Source organism: Actinoallomurus bryophytorum, assembly GCF_006716425.1.
GTDB classification, from domain to species: domain Bacteria; phylum Actinomycetota; class Actinomycetes; order Streptosporangiales; family Streptosporangiaceae; genus Actinoallomurus; species Actinoallomurus bryophytorum.
Genome location: NZ_VFOZ01000002.1, coordinates 722493 through 743291 on the forward strand (window position 1 = coordinate 722493; position 20799 = coordinate 743291).

The following is a 20799-nucleotide window of genomic DNA, read 5'->3' on the forward strand; positions in this document are numbered from 1 at the left end:
CACGCCTCCGAGGTGACGGCGGGCCCGCCCCAGGTCACCGCCGGACCGCGGGTCTCACGAAGGCGATGGCCAGGACCAGCGCCACCGCGATGAAGACCGTCGCCACGTCGAACGCGACGGCGGCACCGTGCACCTGGCCCCCGTGCCTGCTCGCGGTACCGAAGATCGAGACCAGGACGGCCATGCCCAGCGCGCCGCCGACCTGCTGCATCGTCTGCAGCATGCCCGAGGCCGCCCCGGAGTCCTCGCGCCGCACCCCGGACAGGATGGTGAGGGTGACCGGCAGGAAGACCAGGCCCGCTCCCAGCCCGAACAGGATCATCGGGCCGAGCACACCCGCGGCGTACCCGCTGGTGGCCGACAGGCGCGTCAGCCACAGCATCCCCACGATGATGAACGGCAGGCCGGTCAGCATCAGCCGCCGCGGCCCGAACCTGGGCACCAGCCGGGGCGCCAGCCGCGCGACGCCGAACAGCAGGCCCGTCATCGGCAGGAACGCCACCCCGGCCTCCAGCGGGCCGAAGCCGAGGGAGTTCTGCAGGAACTGCACCAGGAAGAAGAACATCCCGAACATCGCCGCCGCGAGCAGCAGCATGATCAGATATGCCCCGGACCGTGCCCGGTCGGCGAACAGCCGGAGCGGCACCACCGGCTGCCGCGCGCGTGCCTCCACGGTGACGAACGCCGCGAGCATGATGACCCCGGCGGCGAACGCCAGCAGGGTGGTCGAGTCGCTCCAGCCCGCGTCGGAGGCGCGGATGAAGGCGTACACCAGGGCGACCATGCCGGTGACGGACGTGATCGCCCCGGCGATGTCGAGACGGCCCCGGTGCCGTTCGGTCTCCTCGATGAACAGCGGTGCGATCAGCAGCACCGCGACGCCGACCGGCACGTTGATGAACAGCACCCAGCGCCAGGAGAGCCAGTCGGTGAGCACGCCGCCGAGGATCAGGCCGACGGACGCCCCCGCCGATGACGTGGCGGAGAAGATGCTCAGCGCCCGGTTCCGCTCGGCGCCTTCGGCGAAGTTCGTGGTGATCAGGGCCAGCGCGCCGGGCGCCGCCAGGGCCGCCCCGACGCCCTGCACCCCTCGCGCCGCGAGCAGCCACGCCGCGGAGGTGGCGAGCCCGCCGAGCAGCGAGGCGAGCGTGAAGATCGCGATGCCCGCGAGGAAGACGCGGCGTCGTCCGAGCACGTCACCGGCGCGGCCGCCCAGCAGGAGCAGGCCGCCGAACGCGAGGGAGTAGACGTTGGTCACCCACGACAGGCCGGTCGCGGAGAAGTGCAGGGTGTGCTGGATCTTGGGCAGGGCGACGAACACGACGGTCGCGTCGAGCACGACCATGAGCTGGCACGCGACGATCACGGCCAGCGAGATCCCGGGATGTCGCGCGTGCCGCGGCGGTCTCCCGGCGAACGGTGTGTCTCGTGTGGAGACGGTCTGCTGGGACATGAGTCATAGACTCCTTCTGCAGGAAGAGTGCCGGGCGTCCCCCGAAGTGGCTGTCGGAGCCGCCCGACCTTAAACGGAGGGTGCCTCCGCAACGATACGGAGGTACCCTCCGGTATGCAACCGTTCCGGGAGGAGCGATGACGACCGCCGAGCGGCGCCCCATGCGCGCCGACGCGCGCCGCAACTACAAGCGGCTGCTCACCGAGGCCAAGCGCGCGTTCCTCGAACAAGGCGCCGAGGCCTCGCTGGAGGACATCGCGCGCCACGCCGAGGTCGGCATCGGCACGCTGTACCGCCACTTCCCCACCCGTCTGGCGCTGCAGGAGGCCGTCTACCACGGCGAGGTCGACGAGCTGTGCTCGAAGGCCTACGACCTCCTGGAGGCCGAGTCCGGTGGCGACGCGCTGTCCGCCTGGATGCACGCGTTCATCGGCTACGCCGCGAGCAAGCGCGGGCTGATGCAGACGCTGAAAGAGGTCATCGACCGGCGGTCCGACCTGTTCACCAAGTGCCACGACGAGATCCAGGAGGCGGCTGGTGCGGTCCTCGCCGCGGCACAGGAGGCCGGGACCGTACGCGCAGGGGTGACCGCCTCGGACCTGTTGCGCCTCACTCATGGGCTTTCCGTGGCGACCGAGCGCGTCCCCGAGGACACCGACCGGCTGCTGTCCTACCTGCTGGACGGCCTGCGCCCCCACCACTGACCGAATCGTCGCCGGGAATGCCCGGCCGACGCGGATCCGTTATCTCCTGAGACCCCATCAGGAGAGGATGATCGTGTGACGGCCACGGCCGAGCGGACGGCGTACGCCACGGCGGGCCGGGCGGAGCGAGTTCGCCTCTTCCTCGTCCTGGGCGCGCTGAGCGCGATCGGCCCGCTGTCCATCGACATGTACCTCCCGGCCCTGCCGAGGCTCACCCACGACCTGTCGGCCGGTGCCTCACTCGTCCAGCTGACCCTGACCGCCTGCCTCGTCGGCCTCGCCGCCGGGCAGGTGGTGGCCGGGCCGCTCAGCGACATGTGGGGACGCCGGCGCCCGATGCTGGCCGGCATCGTGATCTACACGATCGCCTCCCTGCTGTGCGTGGTGGCGCCCACCGTGCAACTCCTGATCGCGCTGCGGCTGATCCAGGGGGTGGCGGGCGCGGCCTGCATCGTGATCTCCCGCGCGATGGTGCGCGACATGCACGACGGTCCGGCCGTGGCGCGGTTCTTCTCGCTGCTGATGCTCGTCAACGGCGTCGCGCCGATCGCCGCGCCGGTGATCGGCGGACAGGTCCTGCGCTTCACGTCCTGGCGCGGGGTGTTCGTCGTCCTGACCGTCATGGGCGCGCTCATGGCGGTCTCGGCGCTCGGGCTGCGCGAGACGCTGGCGCGGCCGGAGCGGCACACGGGCGGCCTGCGGGCCGCCCTGCGGACCTATCGCGAACTCTGCGCCGACCGGGTGTTCGTGGCGTACGCCCTGGCGGGCGGCCTGGCGTTCGCGGCGATGTTCGCCTACATCTCAGGATCGCCTTTCGTCACCCAGAACATCTACGGCCTGTCCCCCCAGACGTTCAGCCTGATCTTCGCGGTGAACTCCCTGGGCATCGTCGCGCTCGGCCAGGTGAGCGGGCTGCTGGCCGGACGCGTACGGATGATGACGCTGCTCACCGCCGGCCTCCTGGTCTCCCTGGCCGGAGGCGTGCTGCTCGTGGTGGCGGTGTTCGCCGGCCTGGGCCTGCCCTTCGTGCTGGTCGCCCTGTTCCTCGTCGTGTCCGCGATCGGCCTGGTCATGCCCAACTCCGCGGCCCTCGCGCTGTCCGGCCGCCCGCCCAACATCGCGGGCAGCGCCTCGGCGCTGTTCGGCCTGACCCAGTACGTCATCGGCGCCGCCGCCGCGCCGCTCGTCGGTGTGGCCGGTTCGCACTCGGCCGTCCCGATGACGCTGGTCATCGTCTGTGCCGCGGCCGCCGCCGTGCTCGTCCTCGCGACCCTCACCCGAGGCCACCGGACCGCCTGAGCCGCGGGGGATGACGCCCGCGGACGGTACGGGGTCAACCGATCGGCTGATGGGGTGATCCACCCCTGCCGTACCCGTGCGGTCGATCCGCCACAGGGGTCTCGCGGGCGATGCTCTGGAGCGTAGTCACCAGCACCAGGGAGCGCGGTCATGGCGGTCATCGAAGTCAGCAAGCTGCACAAGCGCTACGGCGGCACCGTCGCCGTGGACGACGTGTCGTTCGACGTCGAGAGAGGCGAGATCTTCGGCATCCTCGGCCCGAACGGCGCGGGCAAGACCACCACCGTCGAATGCGTCGGGGGCCTGCGGACGCCCGACCACGGCGCCGTCTCGGTGCTCGGGCTGGACCCACGCCGCGACCGTGCGGATCTCACCCAGCGGGTCGGCGTGCAGCTGCAGCAGAGCGAGCTGCCGGAGAAGATGAAGGTCGGCGAGGCGCTCGAGCTCTACAGCTCCTTCTACCGCAAGCCCGCCGACTGGGAACGCCTCATCGACGACCTGGGGCTCGGCGGCAAGCGCGACGCCAGGTTCGGCAAGCTGTCCGGCGGCCAGAAGCAGCGGGTGTCGATCGCACTCGCGCTGGCCGGCAGCCCGGAGATCGCGATCCTGGACGAGCTGACCACCGGGCTCGACCCGCAGGCGCGCCGTGACACCTGGCAGCTGATCGAGCAGATCCGCGACCGCGGCGTGACGATCGTGCTGGTCACGCACTTCATGGAGGAGGCCGAGCGCCTCTGCGACCGCATCGCCGTGATCGACTCCGGCCGGGTCGCCGCCATCGACACACCCGCCGGGCTCGTGTCGCGGGTCAGCCCCGGGCAGCGCATCCGGTTCCGGCCCTCGCCCGCGCTGGACGACCGGCTCCTCCGTGACCTGCCGGAGGTCCACGAGGTGACCAGGTCCGGTGAGCAGCTCGCCGTGTCGGGGAGCGACGGCCTCCTGCAGGCGGTCACCTCCGTGCTCGCCCGCAACAACATCATCGCCGCCGACCTTCGCGTCGAGCAGACCAGCCTCGACGACGCCTTCGTCGCCCTCACCGGCCGCAGCATCAACTAAGGAAGCGAGACCCCCATGTTCGCCCGGATCACCTTCATGGAGTTCAAGCTCAACATGCGTGAGTTCGTCGTGCCGCTGTTCGTGCTGGTCCTGCCGGTCGCGCTGCTGCTCGGCTTCGGCTTCCAGCCCGGTAGCCGCAAGGCCGACGCCGACCTCGGCGGCCAGACCGGCGCCGAGTACATCGCCGCGATCGGCGCGGGCATCGCGCTGGCCATCCTCGGGCTCAGCGTGCTGCCCGCGACGCTGGCGACGTACCGGGAGAAGGGCGTACTGCGGCGCCTGGCCACCACACCGGTGCGACCCGTCTACCTGCTGGCCGCCCAGCTCGTCCTGTACGCCGTCGGGGCACTGTTCACGGTCGCCGTGCTGATCGTCGCCGGTGACGTGCTGTTCGGCACGCCCGTCCCGAAGTCCCTGTTCGCCTTCCTCGGTGCGCTGGTGCTCGGCATGGCGGCGCTGTTCGCGATCGGGCTGCTCGTCGCGGCCGTGGCGCCCACCGCCAAGGCCGGTCAGGCGATCGGCATGATCCTGTTCTTCCCGAGCCTGTTCCTCGGCGGCGTCTACATCCCCCGCGAGACGATGCCGGCGGTCCTGCGGAACATCGGCGACTACTCGCCGCTCGGTGCGACCCTGAAGACGATGCGGGACGCGTGGATGGGCACGTCGCCCCATATCGCGCAGTTGGCCATAATGGCCGCGTACGCCGTCGTCGCCGGGCTGGCCGCGACCAAGCTCTTCAGGTGGGAGTGACCGTGGCAGTGCCGCCCAGCGGCTGGGAACGGCGCGAAGCGATCATGCTCCGCGTCGTTCCCTACTGTGCGCTGGCCATCTCGGTCGTCCTCATCGCGTTCGACGGCTCCCTGCCGGCTGAGCGCATGCTCGCCACGATGGGCGTCGTCCTGATCGCGGTGGCCTGGCTGCTCCTCACCACCCGCGTCGGGCCCGCCTGGGCCCAGCGCCCCTGGGGCGCGGCGATCCACTTCACGGGATTCACGCTCCTGTCCGCGACACTCGTCTACCTCAGCCCGCTGTGCGGGTTCTTCGCCTGGTCCGGTTATCTCCAGGTGGGGACCCTGCCGGGCCGCTCGAAGTGGGCCGGTGTGGCGGCGACGGCAGCGGTCGTCTCCAGCACGTACGTCGGCGGTTTCCAGCACATCGACGGCTCCACGTTCGTCGTCTACCTGATCTTTACGGGGGCGGGCATCGCCCTCGGCGGCGGGTTCCTGTTCTTCGGCACGATGCTCGGCGAGCAGAACGCCAAGCAGCGCACCATGCTCACCGACCTCGCCGAGGCCAACGCCCAGCTCGAGGCGGCCCTGGCGGAGAACGCCGGCCTGCACGCGCAGCTGCTGACGCAGGCACGCGAGGCGGGCGTTCTGGACGAGCGCGCCCGCATGGCGCGGGAGATCCACGACACCCTCGCCCAGGGCTTCACCGGGATCATCGCCCAGATCGAGGCGGCCCGGCAGAACCCCGGCCAGTGGCTGCGCTTCGCCGACCAGGCGCAGGCCCTGGCGCGGGAGAACCTCTCCGAGGCACGCCGATCCGTACAGGCGCTGCGGCCCGAGCATCTCGAGGACGCGCACCTGCCCGAGGCGATCACCGGGATGAGCGAACGCTGGTCCGCGGCCTGCGGGGTCGCGGTGGGCGTCGAGACCACCGGCGACCCCCGGCCGATGCTCGCCGACGTGGAGGTCGCGCTGTTCCGCGTCGCGCAGGAGGCCCTGACCAATGTCGCCAAGCACGCGAAGGCGTCCCGTGTCGGCCTGACGCTGTCGTACATGGACGACGTCGTGCTGCTGGACGTACGTGACGACGGCGTGGGCTTCGAACCGGGTGTGGCCAACGGGGGGTTCGGCCTGTCGTCCATGCGCCAGCGGCTGCTGCGGGTCGCGGGCAGCCTCGCGATCGAGAGCAGTCCCGGAGAGGGCACCGCCGTCAACGCGAGCGTTCCCGCCCTGCCGGCCGGAGGAGGGGCATGATCCGCCTGTTGATCGTCGATGACCATCCGATCGTCCGCGACGGCCTGCGCGGCGTCTTCGCCGCCGAGCCTGACCTGGAGGTCGTCGGTGAGGCGGCCAACGGTGCCGAGGCGATCCGGCGGGCCGGCGAGGCCGACGTCGTGCTCATGGACCTTCGCATGCCGGAGATGGGCGGCGTGGAGGCGATCACACGGTTGCGCGAGACGTGCCCGGACGTGCGCGTCCTCGTGCTGACGACGTTCGACACCGACAGCGACGTGCTCCCGGCCATCGAGGCGGGTGCCACGGGCTACCTGCTCAAGGATGCTCCGCGCGAGGAGCTCCTGCGCGCCGTCCGGTCGGCGTTCCGCGGCGAGTCGGTGCTGTCGCCGTCGGTCGCGGGCCGCCTCATGGGCCGGGTGCGCCGGCCGACGGACGGCACCCTCAGCAAGCGCGAACGCGAGGTGCTCGCCCTCGTCGCCGACGGCACCACCAACCGCGAGGCGGCCAAGCGGCTGTTCGTCAGCGAGGCGACCATCAAGACCCACCTGCTGCACATCTACGACAAGCTGGGAGTACGCGACCGGGCGGCCGCGGTCGGCGAGGCGTACAAACGCGGCCTGCTGTCCTGAACGTGCCGCCGACTCCACGGCGACATTCGTACAAGACCGATGGCCAGTGGCCCATGCATCATCCCGTGCATGAGTGAGTACGACGTTGAGCTCTCGCAGGGGATGCACGTGGTCCACGACGGCCCGCGGCAGGCGCCGCCGCTGTTGCTCATCCACGGATCGGGGGCCGCGGGCGCCTCCTGGGGCCCGATGGTCCCGGCACTGGCCGGCCACCATCACGTCATCCGGATCGACCTCCCGGGCTGCGGCCAGTCCCCGCCCGCGCCGTCGTACGACGTGCCCGCCCAGGCGGGCCGGGTGGCGGCGTTGCTCGACGACCTCGGCCTCCGTCACGTCGCCGTGGCCGGGCACTCCAGCGGCGGCTACGTCGCCACCGCGCTCGCCGAACGGCGCCCCGGCCTGGTGGGGTCACTCGCGCTGATCAGCACCGGCCCGAGTCTCGACGCGCTCCTTCCGCAACCGCTCATCCTCCGGGTCCTGCTGGGCCCGCCGCTCGGCCCGCTCATCTGGTCGATACGGTCGGACGCGTGGATCCGGAAGGGGGCCAACGCGACGGCCGCCCGCCCGGTCGACATCCCGGACGACCTGGTCGCCGCGGTACGCGGCATCAAGTACCGCACGATGAGGGAGGTGCTGCGCCGGAACACCGCCTACATCGCCGAGAGCAGCGTTCCCGAGCGTCTCGCCGCGCTCGAGGTCCCGGTGCTGGTGATCTGCGGCGCCGCCGACCGCAAATGGGATCCGGCGTCCGCGCGTCAGTACGACGCGGTGCCGAACGCGCGGGTGGAGCTGCTGCCCGGCGTCGGGCATGTGCCCCTCCTGGAAGCGCCCGAGATCACCAGCGGGCTGCTGCTGGACTTCACGGCGACGGGCTCTGGCGCCCGCCCGTGATCCCAGGGGAATAGGCTGCTCCCGTGCTTCCGAGCGCGACACCACTCGACTGGGCGTGGTCGGACGTGGACGTCGCGGTGCCCCGCCCGTCACGTCGGCCGCCGGGGATCAGCATGGCCGGTTTCCGCCAGCGTGTCCCCGTGCTGTGGGATGTGGCCATGGTGGCGCACCCATCCGTCACGCTGCTCGTCGACCTGAGCGAGGGCGAAGGCGCCGTCTACGACACCCATGGCCGGCGCGAGCGCGGCAGTGTCGTCGTCGGGCTCCTCCCCGGAGATGTCCGGGCGGGCGGCCGGTCGCGGGTCGAGTGCCTCCAGATCCGGCTGGAGCCGGTCGCGGCGGCGGCGATGCTCGGCCCATCGGCCGAGCTCACCGGTTCGGTCGTGTCGCTCGAGGACCTCTGGGGCCGCGACGCCGGACGGGCCGAGGACAGGCTGCGCGCCGCCGCGTCGTGGGACGAACGGTTCACGATCGCGGCGGAGATCCTCGGCCGGCGACCGGCCACCCGCCGGATCGATCCGGAGGTCGCCCACGCCTGGCGGCGGGTGCTCCTGACCCGCGGGCGGCTGCGGGTCGATGGCCTGGCGGACGAGGTCGGCTGGAGCCGCAAGCGCCTGTGGTCCCGCTTCCGGTCCCAGCTCGGCATCTCCCCCAAACGCGCCGCCCGGCTGGTGCGGTTCGACCACGCCGCCCACCTTCTCGCGGCGGGCCACGCCCCCGCCGGCGTCGCCACCGAGAGCGGCTACACCGACCAGTCCCACCTCCACCGCGAGGTCAGGACGTTCGCCGGGCTCACGCCCGCGGCCGTGGCCGTCGCGCCGTGGCTCACGATCGACGACGTCGCGTGGCCGGCCTCATCGCCGGCCGAAGCCCGGTGACGGGTGGCGTCCACGTGCGGCGATGACAGGCCGCGCTCAGCGGTGCGCGCCGACGCCGGTCAGGGCACGTGCGGACAGCTCGGCGAAGCGTTCCGGGTCGGCGCGTTCGCGGCTCAGGAACGTGCCGGCGACCGCGCACAGGAAACCGGCGGGGATCGAGACCAGCGCGGGGTTCTCCAGCGGGAACCAGGCGAAGTCCACGCCCAGCGGGAGCAGCGACAGGCTCTCCCCGGTGAGGGGATCCACCTTGCCCGACACGACCGGGGAGAAGACGACCAGCGTGATCGAGGTGACCAGCCCGCCGTAGATCCCGGCGACCGCGCCCACCCCGTTGAAGCGCCGCCAGAACAGGCTGAAGACGATGGCGGGGAGGTTCGCCGACGCCGCGATGGCGAAGGCGAGACCCACCAGGAACGCGACGTTGAGATTCTGGACGAAGACGGCCAGCGCGATGGCGACGGCGCCGATGAGCACGGCGGCCACCCGCGCGACCGCGACCTCCTGGCGCTCCCGTGGGCGCCCGAACATCAGCACGTGGCCGAAGTAGTCGTGCGCGAGCGAGGTGGAGGCGGCCATCATCAGTCCGGCGACCGCCGCGAGGATGGTCGCGCAGGCCACCGCGGCCACGAAGGCCAGCAGGACGTCGCCGCCCGCCCGGCCGGCGAGGTGCTCGCCCAGCTCGCGTGCCAGCTGCGGCACGGCGGCGTTGCCGGACGGGTCCTGCGCGATGATCTCGTCGCGGCCGACCAGCGCTGCGGCGCCGAAGCCGAGCGCCAGGGTCATCAGGAAGAAGCCGCCGATGAGGCCGATGGCCCAGTTGACCGACCTGCGTGCGGTACGGGCGTCCGGCACCGTGAAGATGCGGTTGACGACGTGCGGCAGCCCGGCGGTGCCGAGCGCCAGCGCGAGCGCGAGGCTCACGAAGTCGAGCTTGCCGGCCAGTGTCTCGGCCGGCCGGCCGGCGACCTCCCGGCCGAAGCGCAGGCCGGGTTCGAGGAAGGCGTCGCCACGGCCGCTCTCGCGGGCGGCCGACCCCAGCAGGTCGCTCACGTCGAAGCCGAACCGGCCCAGGACCAGCCCGGTCATCGCGACCCCCGCGGTCATCAGCAGCATGGTCTTGACGATCTGCACCCACGTGGTGCCCTTCATCCCGCCGAACACCACGTAGAGGATCATCAGGGCACCCACGACGGCGATCGCGCTCGCCCTCGCGGTGCCCGCGGACATGCCGAGGAAGGTCGTGCCCGGCCTGATGCCGAGCAGGAGGCCGATCAGCGCGCCGGCGCCGACCATCTGCGCGACCAGGTAGAACACCGACACCGTGACCGTGGACACCGCGCCGGCGATACGGACCGGGGACTGCCGCCGCACCCGGTACGCCGGCACGTCCGTGAGGGTGAACCGGCCGACGTTGCGCATGAGCCCGGCGAGCAGCAGGACGGGCAGCCAGCCCACCAGGGAGCCGATGGAGTAGAGGAACCCGTCGTAGCCCGACAGTGAGATGAGCCCGGCGATGCCCAGGAACGAGGCGGCCGACATGTAGTCGCCGGCGAGCGCCAGGCCGTTCTGCCGGCCGGAGAAGCCGCGCCCTCCGGCGTAGAAGTCGGTGGCGCCGTCGGTGTGCCTGCGCGCCCAGAGCGTGATGCCCAGGGTGACGCAGACCAGGCCGGCGAACAGGGCGAAGGTGATCGTACGGGCATCGCCGGAGACGGCGCCCGCCGCAGCGGGGATCATCGCTCTTCCTCGGAGTCGGCGGCGACCCGCGCCCGCAGCGGGTCGAGCACGCGACGCGAGTAGCGGGAGTAGCGCCAGGCAAGGAAGAACGTCGAGGCGAACTGGAGCACGCCGAACACGAGGGCGACGTTGACGTTCCCGGCCAGCCGGTACCGCATCAGGTCGCGGGCGAATGCCGCGGCAATGACATAAAGCAAATACCACGCGACAAGGAGGGCAGTGACTAAGGACGCCACACGCCCAGTTTTTCTGCGTAAGACAATAAAACGCTCATCTTGGCTTATTGCGACATATCGCGCATGATCCGGGGAATCCGCACTACGCCGTGGTGATGGCGGTGATCCGATGACCACCAGGCACCCCTTTCTGCCGGGGAGAACCTCGCGGGTTTTCCACCCCGCCATAAGAGCAGAACTCGGTGCGCGCATTCATGATTTCGCCGGAATCCCAGCCGCGCCGGAGACCGGGCTCGGCACGGGCCGTACCGTGAAAGGGTGCGTGTCCTCGGACTGGTCTCCGGCACGTCGTTCGACGCGATCGAGGTGGCGGCGGCCGACCTGGCCGCCGAGGGCGAGGAGCTGACGCTCCGGCCGCTCGGCTCGCTCTCGGTCCCGTACGCGCCGGCTCTCGCCCGTGCCATCGCCGCCGCGCTGCCTCCGGCCGCCACCACGGCCGAGGCGATCTGCTCGCTCGACACCCGGATCGGGCAGGCGTTCGCCGAGGCGGCGGCGCGCGGCGCGGGTGAGCTCGCCGGCGGCCGGGCCGACCTGGTCGTCTCCCACGGGCAGACGCTCTACCACCAGGTGGCGGACGGCCGTGTCCTCGGAACCCTGCAGATCGGCCGGCCCGCGTGGATCGCCGAACGCACCGGCCTCCCGGTGGTCGCCGACCTGCGGGCGCGCGACGTCGCCGCCGGCGGTCAGGGCGCCCCGCTCGTCAGCCTCTTCGACACCCTGCTGCTCCGCGGCGGCACACCGCGTGCCGCGCTCAACCTCGGCGGCATCGCGAACATCACCGTGCTCGCGCGGGGACGCGAGCCGGTGGCGTTCGACACCGGACCCGCCAACGCGCTGCTCGACGCCGTGGTCGCCGAGGCGACCGGGGGTGAGCGTCGCTACGACGCCGGCGGCGCCGGCGCCGCGGCGGGCACCGTGCACGATGGCCTGCTGGACGTGCTGCTGGCCGAGCCGTACTACGCGGCGCCGCCGCCCAAGACGACGGGCAAGGAGCTGTTCGGCCTCGGTCACGTACGTTCGGCGCTGGCCGCGCTCAGGGGCGACCCGCCCTCCGGCGCCGACCTGCTCGCGACGCTGACCCGGCTCACGGCCACGACGGTCGCCCGCGCGATCGCCGCGTACGAGGTGGACGAGGTGATCGCCTCCGGCGGCGGCACCGCGAACCCTTCACTCATGGCCGACCTCGCGGCGGAACTGCGCCGCGAGGCCGGAGCCCGGCTGCGTTCGATCGAGGAGTTCGGCATCCCGTCCGGCGCGAAGGAGGCGTACGCGTTCACCGTCCTCGGCTGGCTGACCGCGCACGGCCTGCCGGGCACGGTCGCCTCGTGCACGGGGGCGAGCGGCCCACGCGTGCTGGGCGTGGTCGTCCCGGGCGCCGACGGGAAGCTGCCTTCACCATCGGCCGCCGCGGTGCCCCCGCGCCGCCTGCGCATCGCGCCGGTCCGTACGGACCCGCGACATGCCGGTCCGCGTCGGCCGAGCTAGAAGCCAGGTAATGGGATACTTTCTAGCGAATCGCTTTCAGGGGGATCATGGCGCGATGGACTCTACGGGGGACGCGGCCCGATCGATTCAGGGCTACGAGATCATCGAGACGCTCGGCCAAGGGGGGTTCGGGACCGTCTACCGCGCGCGGCAGCTCGCCGTGGGGCGCGAGGTGGCGCTCAAGATCGACAGCCGGGTGCTGATCACCGACCGCGACAAGCGGCGGTACATGCGGGAGGTCAGGGCGGCCGGGCACCTGTCGGACCACCCGCACGTGGTCGCCGTGTACGACGCGGGGGTGCTCGGCGACGGGCGCCCGCACATCGTGCTCGAGCTGTGCCCGAACGGCTCGCTGGCCGGCCGGCTGCGCGGCGGCGGGCCGTTCCCGGCCGCCGAGGTACGGGACATCGGGGTGCACATCGCCGGCGCGCTCGCCGCGGCCCACGAGGTCGGGATCCTGCACCGGGACGTGAAGCCCGCGAACATCCTGGTCAACCGGCACGGTGCCGTGGCGCTCACCGACTTCGGCCTCGCCACCATGCCCACGCCGGGGCCGGAGTCGACGGCGACCCCTGAGACGCTGACCCCGGCGTTCGCCCCGCCGGAGGTGTTCGACCTGGTCGAACCGACCGTGGCGGGCGACATCTACTCCCTCGGCGCGACGCTGTACGCCCTGCTGTCCGGCCGGCCTCCGTTCTTCCCGGCGGAGGGCCGGCCGAGCATGGTGGCGCTCATGGCCGCGCGGCTCGGGCCCGTGCCCGACATTCCCGGCGCGCCGCCCGGGCTCGTCGCTGTGCTCCAGCAGGCCATGGCGTACGACCCCGCCGACCGGCCTGCCACCGCCGCGGCCCTGCGGGACGTGCTCGCCGGTGCCGACCTCTCCCCTCCACCGAACGGCGGAGCGCGCCGGTCCGTGCCTGCCGGCCACGGCCGGCACCGATCGGCCAACGGGCGCGGCGCGGCAGGCGTGGCGACCGCGGCGCGGAACCACGATCCCGGCCCTCTCGTACCGTCCGTGTCCACGGGATCGGTCCCCTCCGGCGAGCCGGCCGTCTCCGCCGGCAGGCGCAGCCTCAGAAGCCGTTCGCTGCTCGCCGTGGTCATCGCGGTCATCGTCGTGGCCGGTGCGCTGATCGCCTACTCGGCCGGCGGCTAGGGCGTCACCGCGGCGGTCCGGCCCGTGGCCCCGCGACGCTGACCGCGGTCTAGAGGTACTGGCCGAACAGGTCCACCGTGGGCCAGGTGGTCATCGCGTTCGCCACGCTGTGCAGCGGCGCGCTGATCGAGTTGTAGTCGTAGACCAGCCCGGACGGGTCGTCCCGCTGGTCGAAGAGCACCGCCCAGGTGATCCCGTCGAAGCGGCGGGTCACGATCGTGGTCGTGCCCGGAAGGCTGCCGTCGTGCCAGGTGTTCTGGCCGCCCGTGACGTCCCGCACCATCCAGCCGAAGCCGTAGTAGTAGCCGTCGGCGTTCAGGCCGGTCTCCGGCTGGGCGAACATCGCGTCCACGGACGTCTTCGTCAGGACAGTCGTCGTCAGGTCGAAGATCTGGGTGAACTTCACGTGGTCGACGGCCGAGGTCAGCCATCCGCCCATCGCGGTCCGGTTCTCCACGTTGAAGGACCCGTACGGCGTGGACACCGTGGTCCCCGCGGCGTCGAACACGGACGGGCCCGTGTACTGGGAGTAGTAGGGAACCTCGCCCGTGGCCGCGCCGGTCCTGAGCGACTTTCCCGGCCGGTTGCGGGTGATTCCCAGCGGCGTGAGCACCTTCTGCTGGACGTAGGTGGCGTACGCCGTCCCGGAGACCTTCTCCACGATCTGCCCCAGGAGCAGGTAGCCGTAGTTGCTGTAGGCGTACGTGCTGCCCGGCGCGTGGTCCAGGGGCAGCCCCGCCCCGTACTTGACCATGTCGGCCTTGCCGATCGGCAGTGGCACGCCGAGCGTGGTGGCGATCTTCCGGTCCTCGTACGTCGGGTCCGGCGTGATGTCGCGGTCCCAGCCGCCGAGATGCTGGAGCAGCCGCCGTACAGTCACCTGGCCCAGGCGCGGGTCGGCGGTGGTGCCCGTGGGCGGCGTCATGTCGATCAGGCTGGTCACCGGGGCGGACAGGCTGAGCCTGCCGTCCTGGACGAGCCGCATCACGGCGGTCGCGGTGATCGCCTTGCTGAGGCTGCCCAGCCGGAACAGCGAGGTGGGCTGGACGCTCAGCGTCGTGTCGTCGCTCCAGGTGTAGCCGCGCGCTAGGATGAGCTTGCCCTTGCGCATGACCGCCAGCGAGCCGGACGGGATGTTCCGCGCCTGCATGAGGGTCTTGATCGCCGTGTCGAAGCCGCCCAGGCCGGTCCCCGCCGAGCCGCTCACGCGCCAGGTGCGCGTGGCGGTCGCCGCACGGGTACCGGCCCGCACGGCTTGCGTTCCGCAGCCGCCGGCCAGCGTGGGAACGGCCGCCGCCAGTCCCATCACGCCCAGCATCCGCCCGAAGTCCCGCCGGCTCGGCTGTGAGTGCGTCACGACCCCTCCGATGTTCCGTGATGTCCACCGAGCACCCTAGTGAAGATCATCTTTCGTGATCATGATTTCTGGATCATGGCGCTGGAGTCGTGGGCGGCTCTGGCCCGGCGCGCGAGTGCGGCGGAGAGAAGACACGGGACCGGTCCGGACCCAGGACAGACCTCCGACCAATTACTTAACAACTTGTTGACTTCCGGATTATTTCGCCGTAACCATGACCTAGATCGCACAGATCACCCCCACCCCGCGACCGGTGACAGCGCACGATCACCCCCGCCAGAGTTGTGATCACGGAGTCAACTGATGTCACGACGCAAGCCCACGCGACGGCGCGCCCTCCTGGCCGCCGCGTGCTCACTCGCAGCCACGATCGGCCTGGTCGGCGCCTCGACGCCGGCCGCCCACGCCGACACCAAGCCGGTCTACCTGGACACCGGCCATTCGTTCGAGGAACGTGCCGCGGACCTGGTCTCGCGCATGACGCTCGACGAGAAGGTGAACCAGCTCAAGACCAACAGCGCACCGGCCATCCCGCGCCTGGGCGTGCAGCAGTACACCTACTGGAGCGAGGGCCAGCACGGGATCAACACCCTCGGCGCGAACACCGACCACGGCTCGGCCTCCGGCGGAGTGCCGGCCACGAGCTTCCCGACCAACTTCGCCTCGTCCATGTCGTGGGACCGCGACCTCATGTACGACGAGACGACGGCGATCTCGGATGAGGCGCGGGGCTTCCTCGACAAGTCCCTGTGGGGGGTCGGCGCGAACAACATCGGACCGAGCAAGGACGACTACGGTTCGCTGACGTACTGGGCGCCGACCGTCAACCTGGACCGCGACCCGCGCTGGGGCCGTACGGACGAGGCGTTCGGCGAGGACCCGTACCTCGTCGCGCAGATGGGCGGCGCCTTCGTCAACGGTTACCAGGGCCAGGACAAGGACGGGAAGCCCAGCACCGGGTACCTGAAGGTCGCCTCGACCGCCAAGCACTACGCGCTGAACAACACGGACAACGACCGGACCGGGATCAGCTCCGACACCGATGACCGGACCCTGCGGGAGTACTACACCGCCCAGTTCCGCGACCTCATCGAGAACGCCCACGTGTCCGGGTTGATGACCTCCTACAACGCCATCAACGGCACCCCGGCCGTCGCCGACACCTACACGGTGAACCAGCTGGCCCAGCGGACGTACGGCTTCGGCGGTTACGTCACCTCCGACTGCGGCGCCGTCGGCACCACCTGGCAACTGCCGCCCGGCGGTCACGACTGGGCCCCGCCCGGCTGGACCACCGACCACAAGTCCAGCCCGACCTGGACCAACACCACCACCGGCGCGACTCTGTCCGGCCAGGCGGGCGGCCAGGCGTACGCGCTGCGTGCCGGCACCGACGCCAACTGCACCGGCGCCGAGGCCACCGCGCAGAACATCAGGGACGCCATCGCCACCGGCGCCATGAGCGAGGGCGTGCTCGACACCGCGCTGGTCCGCCTCTTCACCGTGCGGATGCGGACCGGGGAGTTCGACCCGCCGGGCGACGTCCCGTACACCAAGATCAGCAAGGACGTCATCCAGAGCGCCGAGCACCAGGCCCTGGCCGAGAAGGTCGCCGACAACTCGCTCGTCCTGCTCAAGAACGACGGAAAGCTGCTGCCGGCGGACGGCTCGAAGCTGAACAAGGTGGTCATCCTCGGCGACCTGGCGAACAAGGTCACGCTCGGCGGTTACTCCGGCGCGCCGGCCAAGCAGGTCAGCGCCGTCGAGGGCATCACCTCCGCGGTCAAGGCCGCCAACCCGTCCGCCTCGGTGGTCTTCGACGCGGCCGGCACGTCCACGACGGCCACCGGTGACGCGACCCTCAGCGACGCCACCAAGGCCGACATCAAGGCCGCGGACCTCGTGGTCGTCTTCGTCGGCACGGACGACGCCGTCGCGCACGAGGGCATGGACCGTACGAGCCTGGCCATGCCCGGCAACTACGACTCCCTGATCGACCAGACCGCCGCGCTGGGCAACCCGAAGCTGGCGCTCGTGGTCCAGTCCGGCGGCCCCGTCAAGATCGACGACGTCCAGGACAAGGTGTCCTCGATCGTCTTCAGCGGCTACAACGGCGAGAGCCAGGGCACCGCGCTGGCCGACGTCCTGCTGGGTGCGCAGAATCCGGCCGGGCACCTCAACTTCACCTGGTTCAAGGACGACTCACAGCTCCCGCCGATGTCCGACTACGACATCACGCCGGGCGCCACCGGCGGGATCGGCCGTACGTACCAGTACTTCACCGGCACGCCGACCTACCCCTTCGGCCGCGGGCTGAGCTACACCGGGTTCACCTACTCCCACGTCGCGGCCGACGAGGCGTCGGTGACCGCCGACGGCGACGTCACCGTGGGTTTCGACGTCACCAACAGCGGTGACACGGCGGGCGCCACGGTCGCGCAGCTGTACGCCGCCACGCCGTTCACGGTCCCGGGTGTCGAGCTGCCGAAGAAGCGGCTGGCCGGCTTCCACAAGACCGCGGTGCTGCGGCCCGGGGAGACCGAGCACGTCACGCTCACCGTGAAGATGGCCGACCTGGCCATCTGGGACGCCCAGAACATGAAGTCGTTCGTGCCGGACGGCGCCTACCGGTTCCAGGTCGGGGCCGACTCCGCCGACGTCGCCGGCTCGGCCGACGTACAGGTCACCGGCGCGCTGACTCCCAAGACGCGGTATGTCACCGTGCAGCCCGAGGCCGTCGGCTACAAGGTCGGGGACACCATCGACCTGACCGGCAAGAACCGGTGGATCAAGGACGACACCGACCACACGCGGGAGAAGCGCAACCTCGACGTGACCGCCGACGACGTCGTCGAGGCGGTCAACGACGACCAGTCATTCGTCGACCTGAAGCAGGCCGACGTCCACTACAGCAGCACCGACACCGGCGTGGCGACGGTGAGCGACGCGGGGCTGGTGACGGTGGTCGGCTCCGGCGTGACGACCATCAAGGTGACGGTCGACGGCGTCACGGGCTCGGCGGCCATCACCGCCAAGTACCCGTACACGGTCACCGGGCCCTCGACCATCGAGCCCGGCGGCACCGCCACCGCGACGACCACGTTCACCAACTCGGGACCGGACGCGCTGAGCGACGTGACGATGTCGCTCACCGCCCCCGACGGCTGGACCGCGGAGGCGAGCTCCCCGGCAACGTTCGCCAGTGTCGCCGGCGGCGAGTCCGTGCACACGACCTGGTCGGTCAAGGCCCCGGCCGACGCGCCGCGCGCCGGCTACGAGCTCCAGGCCAAGGTCGCCTACACCGATCAGGACGGCCGGCAGGGCACCGGTGACGCGACGACGCTCCTGGCCATCCCGTTCGCGTCACTGGCCGACGCGTACACCAACACCGCGATCACCGACGACGCCGACCCGTCGGCGGGCAACCTGGACGGCGGCGGCCTGAGCCTGTCGGCGCAGGCGCTGGCCGCCGCCGGCATCACGCCGGGCGGCACGGTCGCGCACGGCGGGCTCACCTTCACCTGGCCGGACGTCCCGGCGGGCAAGGCGGACAACGTCGTCGCCGGCGGGCAGGCGTTCGAGTTCTCCGGGTCGGGCGCCCGGCTCGGCTTCCTGGGACTGGCCAACAACGACACCTCGTCGGGCAGCGGCCTGATCACCTACACGGATGGCACCACCCAGCCGTTCACGATCACGTTCCCCGACTGGTGGGCCGGCGGCGGGGACACCGTCGCCACCTTCCCCTACATCAACACCGCGTCCGGGAAGCAGAACCAGACCGTCCACCTGTTCATGTCCACGGTCACGCTGCAGGCGGGCAAGCAGGTACGGCTGGTCACCCTTCCCAACATCAGTCACGGGGTGTCGAGCGGCACCAACGCCATGCACGTCTTCGCCGTCACCAGCGGCGGCTAGCGGCCGGGGACCGGGGACCGGGTGAGCCTCGCTCGAGGCTCACCCGGTCCAGGACGCGATTTTCTTCTGTGACTTCACGTTCCACAGGCCGCATCGCCCCGGGTTCCGCGGACGCGCGGTCATCGGGGGTGACGGCCGCCGGCGGGGTCGACGAGCCCGCTCTCCCAGGCCCAGGCGGCGACCTCCACTCGGTTGCGGAGCCCCAGCTTGGTCTGGACGCTGGACACGTGACTCTTGACGGTGCTGAGGGAGATGAACAGCTCGGCGCCGATCTCCTGGTTGGTGCGGCCTCGGGCGATGGCGTGGATGACCTCGATCTCCCGGCCGGACAGCGGCTGTGCGGGTTCGGCGACCGCCGGGGTCTTCGTGGGCGCGAGGTGCTTGAGGAGCCGCACCGTGACGGAAGGGGAGATGAGGGCGTCTCCGGTGCTGGCGGCGCGTACGGCCTCGACCAGCAGGGCGGGGCCGGCGTTCTTGAGGATGAAGCCGACCGCCCCGGCGCGCAGCGCCCCGTAGACGTACTCATCGAGGTCGAAGGTGGTGACGATGACCACCCGGAGCGGGTCCGTGACGTCGGGGCCGGCCAGGACACGGGTGACCTCGATGCCGTCGAGACGGGGCATCCGGATGTCGATGAGGCAGACGTCGGGGCGCAGGCGGCGCGCCTGGGCCACGGCGCCTGCGCCGTCCGCCGCCTCGGCGACCACGGTGATGTCGGGCTGGTCCTCGAGGATGAAGCGCAGCCCGCTGCGGACCATCTCCTGGTCGTCGGCGATCAGCACCCGGATGGTCATGGCCTGCCCGGGGCGGGCAGCGTGGCGAGCACCGACCAGCCGGTCCCGGTCCCCGGACCGGCGCTGAGCGTCCCGCCGAGGGCCTCGACGCGCTCGCGCATGCCGACCAGCCCGTATCCGCCGGAGTGCGGGAACCGGTGCGAGCCGGCCGCGGGCGCGTCGTCGGTGATCTCGACGGTGATGTTCCACCGGTCGTGGGCGAGCGCCACGGTCACCTCGTGTGCGCCGGAGGCGTGGCGGGTCACGTTGGTGAGGGCCTCCTGGACGACCCGGCAGACGGTGGTGGTCACCTCCGGGGGCCAGGACGGGTCGGTGGGTCCGTCGGGCAGCCGCAGCCGTACGGCGGGACCGCGCCCGGCGAAGCGTTCCACGAGGTCGGTGAGCCGCTCGGGCCCGGGAGTGAGCCCACCGGCGTCGTCGTCGTCCCGCAGCAGGCCGATGACCTGGCGCATGGAGGCCAGAGCGTCGCTGCCGGCGGACTCGATCGCCGCCAGGTTGTCCTCCAGCGTCGGTGCGTTCCTGCGCGCGGCGATCCGTGCGGCCTGGGCCTGGATGACGACGCCGGTGATGTGGTGCGCCGCGGCGTCGTGGAGCTCCCGCGCGAGGGCGAGGCGCTCGTCCCGGCGTACGGTCTCGATGGCGGCCTGGCGGCGGCCGTCGAGGGAGCGTAGCCAGAGGCCGGTGCCCACGGCGGCGCACAGTCCCAGCCCCATGGACCAGGTCGCCGCGTAGGAACACGGCGTGCCGTCGCGGATGAAGACCAGGTATCTCTCCATGGTGCCGGCCGTCACCACCACCCCGCCCGCCACGATGGCCGCCGCCGGACGTACCGGAAGCACCCGGCACGCGGAGCCGACGAGCACGAACAGGGCGAGGACCGCGGCACCGCCCGGCTGTCCCGGCAGGTGCCAGCGCCAGGCGGCCAGCTCGGCGGCCCCGCAGACGACCAACGCCACCGCCGCCGCCCGCGTACGGGAGTGTCCGCGCAGCAGGGCCGCCGCGCACACGACCGCCCCGACGGCGAGGTCGAACATCCAGTTGGCGCCGTTGCCCGCGAGCGTGTGTGCGCCGACGGCCAGCGCCCCCGTGAACATGACGGCGAACCCGGCGTTGGCGACCGTCCCGGGCCGCTCGGCCAGGCGATCCAGCATGTTCATGCGTTCAGAGTACGGAGCTGCCCGCGGACGGCGTAGTGGCCGAAAGTACGACCGGTCTCCCCCGAACCGTACTTCCGGCCGGTGCGGGCGC

At 71.5% G+C, this 20799-nt stretch carries 17 protein-coding genes; 11 read left to right on the plus strand and 6 right to left on the minus strand.

Annotation, left to right across the window (positions count from 1 at the left end):
- Positions 1-34: 34 nt before the first annotated feature.
- The gene (locus tag FB559_RS39380) at positions 35-1453 is read right to left on the minus strand and encodes an MFS transporter (protein WP_141962693.1); all 1419 of its coding nucleotides are present in this window, start codon (positions 1451-1453) and stop codon (positions 35-37) included.
- Between the two features lie 137 nt (positions 1454-1590).
- On the opposite strand from FB559_RS39380, the gene FB559_RS39385 reads away from it, so the two are divergent.
- The 8 genes from FB559_RS39385 (at position 1591) to FB559_RS39420 (ending at position 8874) form a co-directional block, all read left to right on the plus strand.
- Positions 1591-2157: a TetR/AcrR family transcriptional regulator gene (locus FB559_RS39385; RefSeq protein ID WP_141962694.1), complete on the plus strand. Its 567-nt coding sequence runs from the start codon at positions 1591-1593 to the stop codon at positions 2155-2157.
- 75 nt (positions 2158-2232) lie between these two features.
- The gene (locus tag FB559_RS39390; protein WP_141962695.1) at positions 2233-3456 is read left to right on the plus strand and encodes a multidrug effflux MFS transporter; all 1224 of its coding nucleotides are present in this window, start codon (positions 2233-2235) and stop codon (positions 3454-3456) included.
- Positions 3457-3606: 150 nt separating this feature from the next.
- On the plus strand, positions 3607-4512 hold the full coding sequence (locus FB559_RS39395) for an ABC transporter ATP-binding protein (RefSeq protein ID WP_141962696.1): 906 nt from the start codon (positions 3607-3609) through the stop codon (positions 4510-4512).
- 15 nt (positions 4513-4527) lie between these two features.
- A complete protein-coding gene (locus FB559_RS39400) occupies positions 4528-5262 on the plus strand; it encodes an ABC transporter permease (RefSeq protein ID WP_141962697.1) in 735 nt (244 codons plus the stop codon).
- 2 nt (positions 5263-5264) lie between these two features.
- Complete coding sequence (locus tag FB559_RS39405; RefSeq protein WP_246122806.1) at positions 5265-6494, plus strand: sensor histidine kinase; 1230 nt, start codon at positions 5265-5267, stop codon at positions 6492-6494.
- Positions 6491-7105 (plus strand): response regulator, encoded by a 615-nt coding sequence (locus FB559_RS39410; protein WP_141962698.1) that lies wholly within the window; start codon positions 6491-6493, stop codon positions 7103-7105. Before FB559_RS39405 ends, FB559_RS39410 begins: the two co-directional genes overlap by 4 nt.
- Positions 7106-7174: 69 nt before the next feature.
- The gene (locus FB559_RS39415; protein WP_246122808.1) at positions 7175-7996 is read left to right on the plus strand and encodes an alpha/beta fold hydrolase; all 822 of its coding nucleotides are present in this window, start codon (positions 7175-7177) and stop codon (positions 7994-7996) included.
- A gap of 23 nt (positions 7997-8019) precedes the next feature.
- Positions 8020-8874, plus strand: coding sequence for a helix-turn-helix domain-containing protein (locus FB559_RS39420; RefSeq protein WP_246122809.1), 855 nt, complete (start codon positions 8020-8022; stop codon positions 8872-8874).
- 36 nt (positions 8875-8910) lie between these two features.
- On the opposite strand, the gene FB559_RS39425 is transcribed toward FB559_RS39420, so the two are convergent.
- Positions 8911-10608: a solute symporter family protein gene (locus FB559_RS39425; protein ID WP_141962699.1), complete on the minus strand. Its 1698-nt coding sequence runs from the start codon at positions 10606-10608 to the stop codon at positions 8911-8913.
- A complete protein-coding gene (locus FB559_RS39430) occupies positions 10605-11036 on the minus strand; it encodes a DUF485 domain-containing protein (protein WP_342781047.1) in 432 nt (143 codons plus the stop codon). The genes FB559_RS39425 and FB559_RS39430 overlap by 4 nt, the downstream gene beginning before the upstream one ends.
- A gap of 66 nt (positions 11037-11102) precedes the next feature.
- On the opposite strand from FB559_RS39430, the gene FB559_RS39435 reads away from it, so the two are divergent.
- Both FB559_RS39435 and FB559_RS39440 read left to right on the plus strand, forming a co-directional pair.
- Positions 11103-12329, plus strand: a complete 1227-nt coding sequence (locus FB559_RS39435; protein ID WP_141962700.1) for an anhydro-N-acetylmuramic acid kinase — start codon at positions 11103-11105, stop codon at positions 12327-12329.
- A 55-nt stretch (positions 12330-12384) separates the two neighbouring features.
- Positions 12385-13485, plus strand: a complete 1101-nt coding sequence (locus FB559_RS39440) for a serine/threonine-protein kinase (RefSeq protein ID WP_141962701.1) — start codon at positions 12385-12387, stop codon at positions 13483-13485.
- Positions 13486-13534: 49 nt separating this feature from the next.
- Here the strand turns inward: FB559_RS39440 and FB559_RS39445 are convergent, their stop codons facing one another.
- A complete protein-coding gene (locus FB559_RS39445; protein ID WP_141962702.1) occupies positions 13535-14842 on the minus strand; it encodes a serine hydrolase domain-containing protein in 1308 nt (435 codons plus the stop codon).
- 303 nt (positions 14843-15145) lie between these two features.
- Between FB559_RS39445 and FB559_RS39450 the strand changes: the two genes are divergently transcribed.
- Positions 15146-18757, plus strand: coding sequence for a glycoside hydrolase family 3 C-terminal domain-containing protein (locus FB559_RS39450; protein WP_141962703.1), 3612 nt, complete (start codon positions 15146-15148; stop codon positions 18755-18757).
- A 119-nt stretch (positions 18758-18876) separates the two neighbouring features.
- Here FB559_RS39450 and FB559_RS39455 read toward each other — a convergent pair whose 3' ends face one another.
- Both FB559_RS39455 and FB559_RS39460 read right to left on the minus strand, forming a co-directional pair.
- Positions 18877-19551 (minus strand): response regulator, encoded by a 675-nt coding sequence (locus FB559_RS39455; protein ID WP_141962704.1) that lies wholly within the window; start codon positions 19549-19551, stop codon positions 18877-18879.
- Positions 19548-20708: a sensor histidine kinase gene (locus tag FB559_RS39460; protein ID WP_246122817.1), complete on the minus strand. Its 1161-nt coding sequence runs from the start codon at positions 20706-20708 to the stop codon at positions 19548-19550. The genes FB559_RS39455 and FB559_RS39460 overlap by 4 nt, the downstream gene beginning before the upstream one ends.
- Positions 20709-20799 lie beyond the last annotated feature (91 nt).

What these genes read in the sequence shown, in the direction of transcription:
- FB559_RS39380 (WP_141962693.1), bottom strand. Translation starts at nt 1,453, where the DNA reads ATGTCCCAGCAGACCGTCTCCACACGAGACACACCGTTCGCCGGGAGA.
- FB559_RS39385 (WP_141962694.1), top strand. Translation starts at nt 1,591, where the DNA reads ATGACGACCGCCGAGCGGCGCCCCATGCGCGCCGACGCGCGCCGCAAC.
- FB559_RS39395 (WP_141962696.1), top strand. Translation starts at nt 3,607, where the DNA reads ATGGCGGTCATCGAAGTCAGCAAGCTGCACAAGCGCTACGGCGGCACC.
- FB559_RS39400 (WP_141962697.1), top strand. Translation starts at nt 4,528, where the DNA reads ATGTTCGCCCGGATCACCTTCATGGAGTTCAAGCTCAACATGCGTGAG.
- FB559_RS39410 (WP_141962698.1), top strand. Translation starts at nt 6,491, where the DNA reads ATGATCCGCCTGTTGATCGTCGATGACCATCCGATCGTCCGCGACGGC.
- FB559_RS39415 (WP_246122808.1), top strand. Translation starts at nt 7,175, where the DNA reads ATGAGTGAGTACGACGTTGAGCTCTCGCAGGGGATGCACGTGGTCCAC.
- FB559_RS39425 (WP_141962699.1), bottom strand. Translation starts at nt 10,608, where the DNA reads ATGATCCCCGCTGCGGCGGGCGCCGTCTCCGGCGATGCCCGTACGATC.
- FB559_RS39430 (WP_342781047.1), bottom strand. Translation starts at nt 11,036, where the DNA reads ATGCGCGCACCGAGTTCTGCTCTTATGGCGGGGTGGAAAACCCGCGAG.
- FB559_RS39440 (WP_141962701.1), top strand. Translation starts at nt 12,385, where the DNA reads ATGGACTCTACGGGGGACGCGGCCCGATCGATTCAGGGCTACGAGATC.
- FB559_RS39450 (WP_141962703.1), top strand. Translation starts at nt 15,146, where the DNA reads ATGTCACGACGCAAGCCCACGCGACGGCGCGCCCTCCTGGCCGCCGCG.
- FB559_RS39455 (WP_141962704.1), bottom strand. Translation starts at nt 19,551, where the DNA reads ATGACCATCCGGGTGCTGATCGCCGACGACCAGGAGATGGTCCGCAGC.
- FB559_RS39460 (WP_246122817.1), bottom strand. Translation starts at nt 20,708, where the DNA reads ATGAACATGCTGGATCGCCTGGCCGAGCGGCCCGGGACGGTCGCCAAC.